Origin of the sequence: Pontibacillus salicampi, assembly GCF_042434395.1 — a bacterium.
GTDB classification, from domain to species: domain Bacteria; phylum Bacillota; class Bacilli; order Bacillales; family BH030062; genus Pontibacillus; species Pontibacillus salicampi.
In genome coordinates, this window is record NZ_JBHLTP010000008.1 from 104,652 (window position 1) to 119,483 (window position 14,832).

Genomic DNA, 14,832 nt, shown 5'->3' on the forward strand with positions numbered 1-14,832 from the left:
TTCAAAGCCCCTTTCTAAGTAGTGATAGTGGGGAGCTTTATTTTCTAGGCACAACTCCAACAGTACACCTGGATGTACAGATTAATTCGTCCTCTTCATCCACAATCTGTATTTGCCAGACTAGTGTGCTTTTACCCACATGCACAGGCTCAGCCACCGCGTAAACTGTACCATTGCGTTTGCTACGGATATGGTTGGCATTTATTTCGATGCCAAACACCTTGTTCTCCTCTGCATTGACATGCAGGAAAGAGCCAATGCTTGCAGCCGTCTCGGCGAGAGCGACGCTTGCTCCCCCATGTAAATAGCCTAATGGCTGATGGGTGCGATGATCGACTGGCATGGATAGCACCACTTTTTCCTTTTTCATGGAGACCTCTTCTATCCCTAAAGCTCCCAGCATTGAGTTTTTATAATCCATTTCCATTGTTCATCTTCCTTTCTATCTTATTCCACACACATAAAATGCCAAACCTCTTGGCTATGTAATGTATTCCAGTATTATCTCTGTAAATCCTCCCTACAACTATACATTTGCCTTCGAAAGAGTTTCTCTGAAAATATACTAATAGCTATAGGGTGGAGGTCTACGTCAATCCATGCTTAAGTGAAGCGAAAGGAAGTGGCTATGTGAGTTTTACCTTTATGTAATGGAACACAAAACATGTAGAAAGAATGAGCCCAACGCTCCAAAAAAAGCTCCCAATCCTTAAAGGTGGATGGGAGCTTTTGTTTCTTCTTATTATTAGGATACTCAAATAAGTATTCCAATGCTTGTCCTCATAGAGAAAAGGGTATAATTAATTGAAGCAATAACGAAATACCTAATAAAAAACCGAAAATAGTATTGGTTTGTGCTGTGAATTTCATAGCCGGTAACATTTTGATAGGTGATTCGTTATCTGCAAATCCGTTAACTGCTTTGATTGCTTTTGGTGCGCTGAGCCCAACGATTAAGGACCATATTGGTAATATACTAAATAGGATAAGCAGGATGACGGTTCCAAAAGCCGAGCTGAACAGAACGGATAGAAAAATAACAGCACGATCATGGCCTAATAAAATGGCCATTGTTTTTCGACCGTTTTCTTTGTCGCCCTCTAGGTCGCGAATGTTGTTAGCTAACAGAATGGCTCCAATTAATAATGCTACAGGGATGGAAACCAGAATTACTGTACCTGTAATAGAAAGAGTTTGGATATAATAGCTAATACCAATAATGACAGTTCCCATGAAAAATCCAGACACTATTTCTCCAAAGGGTGTATATGCAATTGGGTAAGGACCGCCGGTGTAGAAATACCCAAAGGCCATGGAAATAGCTCCGATTGCAGCAATCCACCAGCTTGTAGCAATACAAATATACACGCCGAGCAGTATCGCTATTCCGAAAAAGCTTAAGGCTAAATATAAAATTTTGTTCGGGTGAATTCCATCACGAACAATTGCACCACCTATTCCAATGGATTCTTCTGTATCTAAGCCACGAACAAAGTCATAATATTCATTGAACATGTTCGTCGCTGCCTGTATTAAAATGGATGCCAACAGCATTGCTAAAAATAGCATAACATTTACAGATTCCTCTAAACTGGCCAAGGCGGTACCAACAAATACAGGAACAAAAGCAGCTGTTAGCGTGTGTGGACGTAAAAGCCTCCACCATACTTGCCAGCCTTTTCGTTCGTTCAATGCTGATCGTATTTCATCTTTCTTTATGCTCTGCATTTTTGTCTCTCCCTTGGGGGTCAGAACTTCACTAATTGCCCATACTTTAGTTTAGGCAAACAGGTTTAGCCTGTCAATTGCTTGAAGCAACAATCGAAAGTTTCTACGATATTGGAGGGAAATGTAGGCATATCTTGAGGAATATCACGAAACAGCATACAATAAGAATGGGAAATTATGAACAAACGATTATTTTTCGATATAATGAAATGGTCATATTATTTAAGAATGATAGTCCCTGTTGATTGGAGGGCGAGATTTTGTTTCATACTACTTCAGTATTATACGAGCAATTATATAAGTCATTTCGTAATGTACAACCAATAGAAACCACCACATTAATGAGCATCACTACCCATATAGACCCTGTTGATCCGCTGGCATTTCATCAGGCGGGTCGTTCACATCAGGGGGAAAGGTTTTACTGGTCTAATCACGATCGCACTCTTACACTAGTGGGGGTGGGACAAGCGGTTTCTGTTGATTCAGAGCAGGAGGGCTTTCAGGTGACGGAGGAATCATGGCGTAAGCTGCTGCAAGCTGCCGCGGTAGATAATCCTTATTCTGTTTCAGGGACAGGACCTGTAGCGTTTGGCGGGTTCGCTTTTGATCCGTTGAAAAGCCCGTCCGCTACGTGGGGTGACTTCCCAAACAGTTCCATGATGGTTCCAACCTTTTTACTGACTAAATATAAAGGGGAATACTATATTACCATCAATACTATAGTAGAGCCTGGTACCTCAGTTGAATTTAAGCTAGAAAGTCTTGCTGAAACCTGTTCTGAGTTACTAGAGCATGCTTTAGCTCCAGAGGCGACTCCTTATCTAGTGCAGCAGGAGGAGGTAGCGCCAGAGGAATGGAAGCACATTGTCCAAAAAGCTACCGAAGAGATTAAGCAAGGAACGCTTGGGAAGGTCGTGCTTGCAAGAGAATTGATTGCAACGTTTTCGAATGACTTACATGTAACATCCTTATTGTCGATCCTGGAAAAGCAGCAGCATCAAAGTTATATATTTGCCTTTGAACGAGGGGAATCATGCTTTGTGGGAGCTACACCGGAGCGTTTGGTGAAAGTAGAGGATCGTCAGCTCCTATCTACCTGTTTAGCAGGTACAATTCCGAGAGGCGGGACGAAGGAAGAGGATGAAAGACTAGGAACTAGCCTGCTGACGGATGAAAAGAATCTACAAGAGCATGACTTCGTTGTGCAAATGATTCGAGAGGCGATAGAGGCATGCAGTGATGAAGTGAAGGTACCTACTGAACCCGTTCTCTATCCTCTTCGTAATTTACAGCATTTATACACTCCCGTTCAGGGTAAGTTGAGAGAGAATTACTCCATACTTGATGTAGTGAAAAGACTTCACCCAACCCCAGCTCTTGGCGGTTACCCAGTGAAGGAATCATTAGAGTTTATTCGAAATGAAGAGCCTTTTCATCGAGGTTGGTATGCTTCTCCTGTAGGGTGGTTTGACGCAAGGGACAATGGGGAATTTGCGGTTGCTATTCGTTCGGCTTTGATACACCGTAATCAGGCAACCTTATTTGCTGGTTGCGGAGTTGTGGAGGAATCACAGCCAGAGGTGGAATACGAAGAAACTGCGATTAAATTTTTGCCGATGCTTAACGCATTAGGGGGATATCTATGAGTCATACAGAACAACTGACAAGATATGTAGCAAATTTTATAGATGAGCTTGCTCAGGGAGAGATGACGGATGTCGTTATCTCTCCTGGTTCTCGTTCTACACCATTAGCGATGACCTTTGCAGAGCATCCAAAGATAAAGCATTGGATTCATATGGATGAACGTTCCGCAGCTTTCTTTGCACTTGGGATGGCAAGAGAACAACGTAGGCCTGTTGCTATTGTTTGTACTTCTGGTACGGCAGCAGCAAATTATTATCCGGCTATTGTCGAGGCTTTTTACAGTCGAATTCCTTTAGTGGTGTTAACGGCCGATAGACCTCATGAACTGAGGGATGTTGGTTCACCCCAGGCTATAGATCAAATCAATATGTTTGATAAATATGTGAAATGGTTTCAGGAAATGGCGCTGCCAGAGGACCATCAAACTATGCTGCAATATGTAAGAAGCATGGGCTCTCGAGCGTTGTCTACTGCTCAAGATTCTAACCCAGGTCCTGTTCATTTGAATTTCCCTTTTCGTTCTCCTCTCGTGCCTGATTTTACTTTGTCAGACGTATGGGGAGAGGAGAGAAATGTCCAGCATCGTCCTGTCCTTTCGGGTAAAAGAACCCTGAAGCTGGAACAAATTCAGTTCATAAAGGAGAAGATAGCATCACACAGTAAAGGAGTTATTGTGTGTGGTCCACAAATGGATCCAGAATTGGCGGAGGCTGTTACTGATCTAGCCAAGCACCTTCAACTGCCGGTATTTGCTGACCCATTGTCTCAGGTTAGAGCAGGTTATCATGAAAAAGATCATGTCATTGAAAGCTACGATGCCATTTTGAAAAGCGAAGAGATGAGACAGAAATTTAAACCCGATTTTATCCTTCGTTTCGGTGCGATGCCGGTCTCTAAGCCGTTTACGTTAATGCTCCATGAACACCCAGAGATTACCCAATTTGTCTTTGAGGATTTTGAAGGGCATAGAGAACCAACCCATACCCAATCTTTCTTCGTGTATGCCGATGGTACATCGTTCTGTCACCATTGGGTAGAGGAAGTTGGTACATGGATGTTTGACAAAGCCTGGCTGGACAAATGGAGAGAAGCTAATCGTATGGCAAAGGCATGCCTTTTAGAAGATTCCTACGTTGAACCTATTTCAGAAGGTCATGTTATCACTAATGTAATGGATAGTATTCAAGCCTCTCATGCTGTTTTTATTGGGAATAGCATGCCTGTCCGAGATTTGGACACATTTTTCTTTACAACGCCAAAGCCAATTGAAGTATATGCCAATCGTGGAGCAAACGGGATCGATGGTGTCATTTCCAGTGCATTAGGCACAGCCGCACACGGTAAAGAAGTAACCTTAATAGTAGGGGATATTTCTTTTTACCATGATGTAAACGGCTTATTAATGGCCAAGCAATATGGCATTAACTTACGGGTAATAGTTGTAAATAATGAAGGGGGAGGAATCTTTTCCTTTTTACCACAAGCATCTAGTCCAGACCATTTTGAAACTCTTTTTGGTACACCATTACAGTTAGATTTCCAAAAGGTGACTGAAATGTATGGAGGTACTTTTTATCGTGCTAGTAGCTGGGATGAATTCCAAGAAAGTCTAAATATAACTGCAGAGAATAGTGGTTTACAGGTAATAGAAGTGATTACTAATCGTCAAGATAACGCAGATTGGCATCGAGGCAAATGGAGCAAAATTAAGCAGGCATTACTTCAGCTCTAGGAGGACAGTACCATGTATATAAATATAAATGACACAACGTATTACGTAACTCAATCCGGGGATGGTCCTCCTGTTTTATTATTGCATGGATTCACTGGCGCACATTCCACGTGGAGCGATTTCATGTCCAGCCACCCTTCCCTACATTGCGTCGCAATAGATATGCCGGGACATGGAAGGACAGAAGGGGATTTGGATTTTACAATGGAATCGGTCTGTAAGGATATTGCCACCCTGCTCGATTATCTACAATTAGATGAGGTTCATCTGCTCGGTTATTCCATGGGGGGGAGAACAGCACTATCGTTTGCAATGATCTTCCCAGAGAGAGTTGCCAGTCTCACGCTAGAGAGTGCCAGTCCAGGGCTTGGAACAGTACAAGAACAGCTTGCCCGGCAAACAAAAGATGAAAGCTTAGCGGAACAAATTGAAGCAAAAGGGGTGGAGGCTTTTGTTGATTATTGGGAAACACTTCCCATGTTTTCCACGCAGCAGGATCTTCCTTATAATACGCAACATGTCATTCGTAAAGAACGTGTACAGCACTCTGCTAAGGGCTTGGCTGCTTCATTAAGAGGGATGGGAACAGGGATTCAGCCCTCATGGTGGGATCGCCTTTCAACCTTTGAGCAACCTGTATTGCTCATTACGGGAGAAAAGGATGAAAAGTTCACATCAATCGCTAAGAAGATGGAAAATCAATTCCAAAATGCAAGGCATGTCGAAATAAAACAAGCTGGTCATGCAATTCATGTGGAACAAACGCGATTTTTTGGTAAAATAGTAGATGATTTCATTTTAGGAATGGAACCTGGTGAAAGCGCTTAACAAAATTGTGAGGAGGATTTACTTATGACAGTAGAATGGATAAATGAACGTCATTATGAAGATGTCCTTTATCAGACATATGACGGCATCGCAAAAATTACTATTAATCGTCCGGAAGTTCGTAATGCCTTCCGTCCGCAAACCGTAAAGGAATTAATCGATGCATTTACATATGCGCGTGATGATTCTAAGATTGGTGCAATTATACTTGCTGGTGCAGGAGACGATGCTTTTTGTGCTGGAGGCGATCAGAAAGTACGCGGCCATGGTGGATACGTAGGAGAAGATGAAGTTCCACGTTTAAACGTATTGGATTTACAACGTCTTATCCGTGTAATTCCTAAACCAGTAGTAGCAATGGTGTCCGGCTATGCTATTGGCGGAGGACACGTATTGCACGTAGTGTGTGATTTAACCATCGCAGCTGACAATGCTATTTTTGGCCAAACCGGACCAAAGGTTGGCAGCTTTGATGCAGGATACGGCGCAGGTCTATTAGCAAGAATCGTAGGCCATAAGAAAGCCCGTGAAATCTGGTACTTATGTCGTCAATACAATGCCCAGGAAGCGGAAGAAATGGGTCTTGTCAACACAGTAGTACCGCTAGACCAATTAGAAGCTGAAACAGTACAATGGTGCCAGGAAATGCTTGATAAATCTCCAACGGCACTGCGTTTCCTAAAGGCTTCCTTCAATGCAGATACAGACGGCCTTGCAGGACTTCAGCAAATGGGTGGAGACGCAACTCTATTGTACTACACTACAGAAGAAGCAAAAGAAGGAAGAGACGCCTTCAAAGAAAAACGCAAACCAGACTTCAAACAATTCCCGAGATTCCCATAAGCAAAGCGGAAGAGCCCGTTTAGCGACGTATGGGCTGGATGGTCTCGAATGAGATAAAGGAACCACGAAGAGCGAAGCGAATCGATGTTGACTTATCGCAAGGAGAGGACAGAAGGCCACTAGTCGCTGGGATCTGAAGCTGGATCAAGCAAAGCGGAAGAGCCCGTTTAGCGACGTATGGGCTGGATGGCCTCGAATGAGATAAAGGAACCACGAAGAGCGAAGCGAATCGATGTTGACTTATCGCAAAGAGAGGACAGAAGGCCACTAGTCGCTGGGATCTGAAGCTAGATCAAGCAAAGCGGAAGAGCCGTTTAGCGACGTATGGGCTGGATGGCCTCGAATGAGATAAAGGAACCACGAAGAGCGAAGCGAATCGATGTTGACTTATCGCAAGGAGAGGACAGAAGGCCACTAGTCGCTGGGATCTGGAGCTGGATCAAGCAAAGCGGAAGAGCCCCGCTTTAAGAATGAAAATCAAAAATAAAACATTTAAACCCTTGCACAGCTTTGCAAGGGTTTTGTTGCTTATTGGTGGTCTATACTAGGAGAAGATTATGGGAAAGGAGAATACGTGATGACAACACACACTATTCCTCATTGGTTAGATAAACGAGCCCACCTGACTCCGGATAAAGTAGCTGTTTACTTTAAGGATCAGGCGGTTACTTTCCAACAACTTCAGCGGCAGTCCTTCATTTTTGCACAGCAGCTATCGACGATTGGAATTCAACAAGGGCATCATGTTGCAGTTTATGCCCATAACTCTTTAGATTTGGTTAGGCTGATTCACGCTTTGTCCTACATAGGAGCGGTTGGCGTATTTCTAAATACCAGGCTTACTAGGGACGAAATATCTTTTCAAATTAAGGATGCTAAGTGCAGCTATATATTATACGAGCAGTCTAGTCAGGAGTTTTTAGGTTCCATAGAAGAAGAAGGATCTTTAGCTGGCTATGCCATGTCTACCATTCATAGTCTGGAGGAGACACCCTTCAACAGAGTGGAAGAAATAAATTTGAGCCATCTTCATTCTATTTTGTACACTTCTGGTACCACCGGCAATCCTAAAGGGGTCATGCTTTCCTATGGGAACCATTGGTGGAGCGCTGTTAGCTCAGCTCTAAATTTAGGCTTGTCGGAAGAGGATGAGTGGCTTGCCTCCTTGCCATTGTTCCATGTTGGAGGGATGTCCATTTTGTTTAAAAGTGTAATATATGGTATGCCGGTTCATTTATATGAATCGTTTGATCCTGAGCACGTACATGAGGCCATCATGGAAAAAGGGGTAACGATGGTATCTGTGGTTTCTGTAATGCTGAACAAATTATTACAGCTTCTGCCTCCTTCTGAGGGGTATCCTCAAGCATTCCGGTGTATGCTGCTTGGTGGTGGGCCTGCTCCTAAACCTTTGTTAGAGGAAGCACATGCCAAAAACGTTCCTGTTATTCAGACATTTGGAATGACAGAAACAGCCTCACAAATTGTTACACTTAGTGCTGCTGACGCTCTTCATAAGCTTGGGTCAGCTGGTAAGCCTCTTTTCCCTGCCCAAATAAAAATCGAAGACAACAATCAAAAGCAGCCTCCTAACGAGGTGGGAGAGATTGTTGTAAAAGGACCTATGGTGACAGAAGGTTATTTTGAAAGACCGGAGGCTAATGAGAAGAGCATAACAACAGACGGGTGGCTTTACACAGGAGATTTAGGGTACGTTGATGAAGAAGGCTTCGTGTATGTCGTAGATCGTCGCAAAGATTTAATTATTTCTGGAGGAGAGAACATCTACCCTGCGGAAATTGAAGGAGCCTTACAAGGACATAAAGATATAATTGAAGCTGGTGTAGTTGGGAAGCTGGATGAACGGTGGGGACAGGTTCCTGTGGCCTTTATTGTTGCTGAAGAGGATTACTTATCCATCGATGACATCCAAGTCTACCTACAAGATAAACTGGCAAAATATAAGATTCCTAAACACTTTTATTTTGTGAAAGCATTACCTAGAACAGCTTCAAACAAAGTGAAGCGAAGAGTGCTTGCAGATTGGCTGAAGAAAAAGGAGGAATCTTAATGAAAGTCTCTTCCATACAACTTTACCGTTACGAATTGGAACTCGTTCATCCTTTCCAAACCCATGCGGGAACTGTAAAAAAACGGGAGGGGATATTGGTGGAGGTAATGGATATGGAGGGCAGGAGTGGCTGGGGAGAAGGTGTCGCATTTTCTACACCCTTTTATACAGGAGAGACGGTCGAAACCTCCTGGACAATGCTACAGGAACACTTCCTTCCTTTATTATCTGCAAACCCGGTACGTCACCCATCTGATATTAAGGATATTCTATCTGTATTTCAGCAAAATCAAATGGCTAAAGCGTCATTAGATATGGCCTATTGGGATTTATACGCTAAACAACAGCAGCTTCCCCTTGCTTCCCTCATTGGGGGAAAGAGAGAGGCTATAGAAGTTGGTGTCGTATTGGGATTACAAGACGATATCAGCTTACTTCAACAGTATAAGCATGAGGGGTACCAGCGCTTTAAATTGAAGGTAGAAAAGGGCAAAGAGCGAGAAAGGATTCATCAGGCAATGGAATATGTTCCCGTTCATCAGCTGATGTTTGATGGGAATGGTGCTTATGGAGAAGAAGAGCTGGAGCATTTGCAAGGGTTGGATGATCTTGGGTTGATGATGATTGAACAGCCTTTCCCTGCGGGTGACTTTTATCTCCATGCCCGTTTACAAAGTAAAATGGAAACACCGATTTGTCTGGACGAAAGTATTACGAGCTACCATGATGTCAGGCAAGCAATAGCTCTAAACAGCTGTCGCATTATTAATGTGAAAATCGGCCGCGTGGGTGGGATTTCTGAGGCAATGCTCATTTATAAGCTATGTGCTTCTCATCGCATTCCTGTATGGTGTGGAGGAATGCTGGAGACCGGTGTATCAAGAGCTCATAATATTGCCCTTGCAAGTCTTGATCATTTCACCATCCCTGGAGATATATCTGCTTCCAAACGATACTGGCATCAGGATGTTATTACTCCGGAAGTAGAGATGCGACAGGGGAAGGTCACTGTCCCGACTGAATCAGGGATTGGCCATAATGTTAATAAGCAATACCTCCAGCAACGGTCTACTGATATATATTCCTATATTATATAGCAAAAGTCTGCGATTGAAGGTGCAGGCTTTTTTTGTGCTGAATAAAAATTCATTAATACCAATTAAAAATATCGGAATTATTTAGTATTAGTTCTGGACTTTTTATCGAATAGTATGAAAAAATAAAGTATCAAACAGAGATGGATAGGAGTGTGAGCGAATGAAGCAATGGTTGAAAGAGGTTGCTAGAGGTAAACGTGGTTCTAAAGATCTTTCCTATGACGAAACGAGAGAAGCGGCAGCATCCATTTTATCTGGGGAAGCGACAGACGCCCAAACGGCTGGGTACTTTATCGCACAACGGATGAAGACAGAATCAGCTGATGAAATGTTAGCCTTAGTACATGAATTACAGCAATCCAGTATGCCAATTGACATAAAAGAAAGTGTTAGAAGCACTATGCTAGATGTGGCCGGACCATACAACGGAAGAAAATCCTTCCTTGCGACTATTCCTGTCTCCCTTTTGTTGGCGGAGAGAGGTATTCCTGTTCATATGCATAGCAGTGATTCTCTTCCTCCAAAGTATGGAACAACTATCAAAGAAGTAGTAGCTGCACTTGGTATTCCAGTTGACCAAACGGACCAACAAATTGCTTCCTCTATTGAGCAGCTTCAGGTTGGATTTTCTTGGACTGAACGCTTTTGCCCACCCTTACACAGACTTAGGGAGCTGCGAGAGCAGCTGCATGTCCGTACGATGCTGAATACAGCAGAGAAGCTTCTGAATCTAGGAAATGCGTCATCCTTAATGATGGGGGCCTATCACCGGACAGCTATTAACAAAATAACACCATTATTTTCAGGATTGTCGTATGATAAGGTATATATCGTTCAAGGAGTAGAGGGTTCGGAAGATCTGCCAGTCCATCGGAATAGTTTTGTATTTAAGTTAACGGAAGATAAGGTAGAAGACTGGGTGGTCAAGCCTAAGGATTATGGTCTCCTTTGTGAAGCATTTGATAAGGATAGAAAATTATCAGTGGAGGAGCAATGTGACATTATCGAGGCATTACTCCAAGGCCATCAAGAGGAGCCCTATACGTATTATTACAATCAGGTTCTATGGAATGCCGGTTTACGGTATTATTTATTTAACCACGCTGAGAGCATGGAGGAAGGCATTGCCATTGCTAAGGAGCAGTTAGCGGAAAAGCGAGGATATGAGCAATTAAAAAAGTGGATTCGTCATAGTGGTACAGACGAAATATAAAATATCTCTAAGGTTATGTAGGAGCGACGATAGAACATAGTAATCTCAGTCAAAAGTAAGAGGGTACCCTATCATAGGATACCCTCTTTTACTGCCTATTCTTCTTCTTCTAGAATGATACGCTCTAAGTCATCTATCATTTGGTTAGCTGCTAGAACTCCACCAGCTGTATTCCAAACAGCGTCACTTACTTCATGAACATTGCCTTCTTTTACAACGTCAAGGTTTTGGAAAAGAGGATCGTTAATCCATTCTTCTTTCAGCTCTGTTGCAGCGCCATCGCCTGTTTCGTAAGTGAAATGGAACAGAATATCTCCTTCCATATCAGGAATTCTTTCTTTTGTAGCTTTTTCCATGAACGCATTTTTATCTTGTGGTTCAGGTCGTTCAAAGCCGATTTGCTCCAGAATTACACCAGAGAAGGAATCTTTCTGATAGATACGTGCGTGATCTGCAAGGAAACGTACAACGGAAACTTCCTGGTTTAACTTGTCCCCAGCTTGATCTGCGAAGTTCTCGATACGTTTATCATAATCGTCCATTACCTTCTGGCCCTCGTCTTCTTTGTTTAACGCTTTAGCATAAAGCTTGAAATTATCTTTCCACTGTCCTTTAAGTGTCTCAGAGTATATTGTTGGAGCAATTTCATTTAACTGATCGTAGATTTTCTCCTGACGAAGCTTGTTACCAATAATCAAGTCTGGCTGAAGGGAAACGATTTTCTCGATATTCACTTCACTCTCTGTACCGACTACTTCTACACCTTCCATTTGGTCGGAAATATGCTTATACCACGGGTCCCCTAACCATGACTGAACAGCGCCAACTGGTTTTACCCCTAATGCTAGTAAGGCTTCGGTTCCTTCATTGGTTAGTATAACAACCTTTTCCGGTTTTTCTTCAACAGTAGTTTCTCCCATAGCATGTTCCACTGTATAAGGCTCAAAATCGCTAGAAGATTGGGCTTCTTCACCTGATTCATTACTAGAATCATCAGAAGAGCTTCCCTCCTCTGAACTATTGGATCCGCATGCAGCTAGAACTGTTAATGCCAGAAGCAATAATAAGCTAAGTATATTTTTCTTGGAAACAAAATGTGTCATGATCTTCCCCCTATGTCTAATTGATTATAATTCTCATTATCAAATACATATATCACATTACCCTTATTTAAAGTCCTAGTCAAGAGTAATTGAGAACATTTTTCAAAATACTTCCCTGGTGTTAAAGTTAGTTTGATCAATATAAGAGGGGAGATAGTGGGAGACATGGTTTCGAGTTAATTAAGAATTAAGAGCAATTGATTGATCTGGAGTCCCTCCTCCCTCCGCTTTTCGGTGTCTCGGGGGGCGTTCCCCGTTACTAAAGGATGTAGTGTAGTGATTCTAAGTGAAATTCCAGTAGGACTTCTTTTTGGGTTGTGGGAAAGGGGGAGTGGGCAATACTCAAGTCTTCCACATAAGGGAGCTATACAGAAAAATTAACGATAAGCATGTACAAAGCCTCAAAAATAAGTGAAAATGATTCTCATATTCGTTGACACTAAAGTCACAAAGTTCTAGACTTAACAGTAGCAACATATTAATAAGGATGTATTTTTTAAGGAGAAACCAAGATGATTTTCCAGTCCACCTTTTCAAAAGGAGTAGGGCTATTAATAGCTTTTATTCTTTTAGGTGTCAGCATGGGGTTAAGTATAGTGCTCGGCTATACAGATACATCCATTGCAGATGCAGTTACAGCATTTACTTCAGATAATACACAAAATAATACTTATATAGTTATTAAAGATCACCGGCTGCCGCGGGCACTTATTGCATCAAGCGTTGGTGCTTCACTTGGTATAGCGGGTTTATTTATGCAAGCGTTAACGAGAAATCCACTAGCTTCACCTGGAATCTTCGGTGTAAATGCGGGGGCGTCCTTCTTTGTAGTAATAGTTGTCTCCTCATTTCAGACTATATCTATCAGTTCTTTGTCATGGGTTTCCTTTTTGGGTGCTGGTTTTGCAGCAGGCTTAGTCTATTTTGTCGGTGTCCTTGGAAGAGAAGGGCTTACGCCGGTGCGCTTAACACTTGCCGGTGCAGCCATTGCAGGTCTCTTTTCATCTATGACACAAGGCGTGCTCGTTCTAAATGAGAAAGCTTTGGACGAAGTACTGTTCTGGTTAGCGGGCTCTGTTCAAGGTCGCAGTATGGAGAACTTATTTGATATCTTCCCTTATTTATTGGTTGCCTGGATTCTTTCTTTATTTTTGAGCAGGCATATCAATGTGTTAACAATGGGAGAGGATGTTGCAACGGGGCTTGGTCAAAGAACAGGGTGGATAAAAGCTTTAGCAGGATTAATTATTGTACTGTTGGCTGGTGGGTCAGTCGCAATAGCAGGTCCAATTGGGTTTGTCGGTATTGTCGTACCGCATTTTGCTAGGAATTTAGTTGGATATGATCAGCGGTGGCTGGTGCCTTACACAGCAGCTCTAGGAGCAATTCTTCTCCTGGTAGCCGATATAAGTGCAAGATTTGTTATTATGCCAGAGGAAGTGCCGGTCGGAATTATGACGGCGGTTATCGGTACTCCATTGTTTATTCATATCGCTCGAAAGGGGCTGAAGACAGCATGAGTAAATATATCCCTTTTCGAACGAGGCGAGATACCTTTTCTTTTTTCTTAGATAAAAAATCGTTACTATATACTACTGTCTTTACAGGAATAACTTTCTGTCTTATTCTCCTTTCGCTCTCGCTTGGGGAGGTTTTCATTTCTCCATTAGAAGTTGTTTCCTCCTTTTTCGGGAAAGGGGAGGGTGGCAATGCGTATATTGTGGAAATTTTACGTTTGCCACGTATTCTCGTTTCCTTATTTGTTGGGGTGGGGCTAGCTGTTAGTGGTGCTATTCTACAAGGGATGATACGAAATCCGTTAGCATCACCAGATATTTTAGGTATTACCAGCGGTGGGTCCCTGGCAGTGGTTCTCTTCCTGACTATCTTTAGCGATTCAAATGATGCACTTACGGTCAGTATTCAGTGGCAGCCCTTAGCTGCATTTGTTGGTGCCGTCGCTGTAGGATTTATTGTCTATTTATTTTCGTTAAAGGGAGGCACCTCTCCCATCAGGATTGTATTGATCGGTATCGGGCTGGCCACTTTACTGGATGCTCTTACTCGATTATTCATGATACTGGGTCCCATTTATCGGGCAGCAGATGCAAATCTGTGGCTAACAGGCAGTGTGTATGCAACAAATTGGCAAGAAGTAAAAATTATTGTACCAATTATTACGATACTAGTAGCTTTAAGTTTATTAATAGCAAGAAGAATTAATATACAGGAGTTAGGAGAAGAGCTAGCTTCCGGAGCAGGATCTTCGGTGCAGCGGGATCGGGTGTTATTTATTATCGTCAGCACAGCATTGGCTGGTGCTTCTGTTTCTGTTGCTGGTGGAGTGGGCTTTGTCGGTCTCATGGCTCCTCATATTGCTAGAAGGCTTGTAGGTTCATCTTACGGGGCATTAATTCCGTTATCGGCTTTGATAGGTGGAATTATTGTTATTGGTGCTGATTTAATGGGAAGAACATTATTTCTTCCTTTAGAAGTACCAGCAGGTGTGTTCACCGCCACCATAGGTGCACCTTACTTTATCTATTTACTCTTCAAAAAATAAGTGC

12 protein-coding genes are annotated in these 14,832 nt (G+C 42.6%); 9 read left to right on the forward strand and 3 right to left on the reverse strand.

All coding sequences use genetic code 11. The features are described from left to right. Positions 1–37: 37 nt before the first annotated feature. Entirely contained in the window at positions 38–421 is a 384-nt protein-coding gene (locus ACFFGV_RS10130) for a hotdog fold thioesterase (protein ID WP_377347445.1), read from the reverse strand. 359 nt (positions 422–780) lie between these two features. Further along, positions 781–1,728 carry a 1,4-dihydroxy-2-naphthoate polyprenyltransferase gene (locus ACFFGV_RS10135; protein ID WP_377347357.1) on the reverse strand — a complete coding sequence of 316 codons (948 nt, stop codon included), beginning with the start codon at positions 1,726–1,728 and terminating at the stop codon, positions 781–783. A 260-nt stretch (positions 1,729–1,988) separates the two neighbouring features. Between ACFFGV_RS10135 and ACFFGV_RS10140 the strand changes: the two genes are divergently transcribed. The 7 genes from ACFFGV_RS10140 (at position 1,989) to ACFFGV_RS10170 (ending at position 11,162) form a co-directional block, all read left to right on the forward strand. Continuing rightward, on the forward strand, positions 1,989–3,377 hold the full coding sequence (locus tag ACFFGV_RS10140) for an isochorismate synthase (protein WP_377347359.1): 1,389 nt from the start codon (positions 1,989–1,991) through the stop codon (positions 3,375–3,377). After that, the gene (menD, locus tag ACFFGV_RS10145; protein ID WP_377347361.1) at positions 3,374–5,110 is read left to right on the forward strand and encodes a 2-succinyl-5-enolpyruvyl-6-hydroxy-3-cyclohexene-1-carboxylic-acid synthase; all 1,737 of its coding nucleotides are present in this window, start codon (positions 3,374–3,376) and stop codon (positions 5,108–5,110) included. The genes ACFFGV_RS10140 and menD overlap by 4 nt, the downstream gene beginning before the upstream one ends. Before the next feature lie 12 nt (positions 5,111–5,122). Beyond that, positions 5,123–5,938, forward strand: coding sequence for a 2-succinyl-6-hydroxy-2,4-cyclohexadiene-1-carboxylate synthase (menH, locus tag ACFFGV_RS10150; protein ID WP_377347364.1), 816 nt, complete (start codon positions 5,123–5,125; stop codon positions 5,936–5,938). Between the two features lie 24 nt (positions 5,939–5,962). Beyond that, positions 5,963–6,781, forward strand: coding sequence for a 1,4-dihydroxy-2-naphthoyl-CoA synthase (gene menB / locus ACFFGV_RS10155; protein ID WP_377347366.1), 819 nt, complete (start codon positions 5,963–5,965; stop codon positions 6,779–6,781). Positions 6,782–7,358: 577 nt separating this feature from the next. Then, positions 7,359–8,852: an o-succinylbenzoate--CoA ligase gene (locus ACFFGV_RS10160; protein WP_377347368.1), complete on the forward strand. Its 1,494-nt coding sequence runs from the start codon at positions 7,359–7,361 to the stop codon at positions 8,850–8,852. Continuing rightward, positions 8,852–9,949 carry an o-succinylbenzoate synthase gene (gene menC, locus ACFFGV_RS10165; RefSeq protein ID WP_377347371.1) on the forward strand — a complete coding sequence of 366 codons (1,098 nt, stop codon included), beginning with the start codon at positions 8,852–8,854 and terminating at the stop codon, positions 9,947–9,949. The genes ACFFGV_RS10160 and menC overlap by 1 nt, the downstream gene beginning before the upstream one ends. Before the next feature lie 160 nt (positions 9,950–10,109). Then, entirely contained in the window at positions 10,110–11,162 is a 1,053-nt protein-coding gene (locus ACFFGV_RS10170) for an anthranilate phosphoribosyltransferase (RefSeq protein WP_377347373.1), read from the forward strand. A gap of 95 nt (positions 11,163–11,257) precedes the next feature. Here the strand turns inward: ACFFGV_RS10170 and ACFFGV_RS10175 are convergent, their stop codons facing one another. Beyond that, entirely contained in the window at positions 11,258–12,265 is a 1,008-nt protein-coding gene (locus tag ACFFGV_RS10175) for an ABC transporter substrate-binding protein (protein ID WP_377347376.1), read from the reverse strand. A 512-nt stretch (positions 12,266–12,777) separates the two neighbouring features. On the opposite strand from ACFFGV_RS10175, the gene ACFFGV_RS10180 reads away from it, so the two are divergent. Together ACFFGV_RS10180 and ACFFGV_RS10185 are read left to right on the forward strand one after the other, a co-directional pair. Next, positions 12,778–13,785 (forward strand): FecCD family ABC transporter permease, encoded by a 1,008-nt coding sequence (locus ACFFGV_RS10180; RefSeq protein ID WP_377347378.1) that lies wholly within the window; start codon positions 12,778–12,780, stop codon positions 13,783–13,785. After that, positions 13,782–14,828 (forward strand): FecCD family ABC transporter permease, encoded by a 1,047-nt coding sequence (locus ACFFGV_RS10185; RefSeq protein ID WP_377347380.1) that lies wholly within the window; start codon positions 13,782–13,784, stop codon positions 14,826–14,828. Before ACFFGV_RS10180 ends, ACFFGV_RS10185 begins: the two co-directional genes overlap by 4 nt. Positions 14,829–14,832 lie beyond the last annotated feature (4 nt).

What these genes read in the sequence shown, in the direction of transcription:
- ACFFGV_RS10130 (WP_377347445.1), bottom strand. Translation starts at nt 421, where the DNA reads ATGGATTATAAAAACTCAATGCTGGGAGCTTTAGGGATAGAAGAGGTC.
- ACFFGV_RS10185 (WP_377347380.1), top strand. Translation starts at nt 13,782, where the DNA reads ATGAGTAAATATATCCCTTTTCGAACGAGGCGAGATACCTTTTCTTTT.
- ACFFGV_RS10170 (WP_377347373.1), top strand. Translation starts at nt 10,110, where the DNA reads ATGAAGCAATGGTTGAAAGAGGTTGCTAGAGGTAAACGTGGTTCTAAA.
- menH (WP_377347364.1), top strand. Translation starts at nt 5,123, where the DNA reads ATGTATATAAATATAAATGACACAACGTATTACGTAACTCAATCCGGG.
- menD (WP_377347361.1), top strand. Translation starts at nt 3,374, where the DNA reads ATGAGTCATACAGAACAACTGACAAGATATGTAGCAAATTTTATAGAT.
- menB (WP_377347366.1), top strand. Translation starts at nt 5,963, where the DNA reads ATGACAGTAGAATGGATAAATGAACGTCATTATGAAGATGTCCTTTAT.
- ACFFGV_RS10160 (WP_377347368.1), top strand. Translation starts at nt 7,359, where the DNA reads ATGACAACACACACTATTCCTCATTGGTTAGATAAACGAGCCCACCTG.
- menC (WP_377347371.1), top strand. Translation starts at nt 8,852, where the DNA reads ATGAAAGTCTCTTCCATACAACTTTACCGTTACGAATTGGAACTCGTT.
- ACFFGV_RS10180 (WP_377347378.1), top strand. Translation starts at nt 12,778, where the DNA reads ATGATTTTCCAGTCCACCTTTTCAAAAGGAGTAGGGCTATTAATAGCT.
- ACFFGV_RS10175 (WP_377347376.1), bottom strand. Translation starts at nt 12,265, where the DNA reads ATGACACATTTTGTTTCCAAGAAAAATATACTTAGCTTATTATTGCTT.
- ACFFGV_RS10135 (WP_377347357.1), bottom strand. Translation starts at nt 1,728, where the DNA reads ATGCAGAGCATAAAGAAAGATGAAATACGATCAGCATTGAACGAACGA.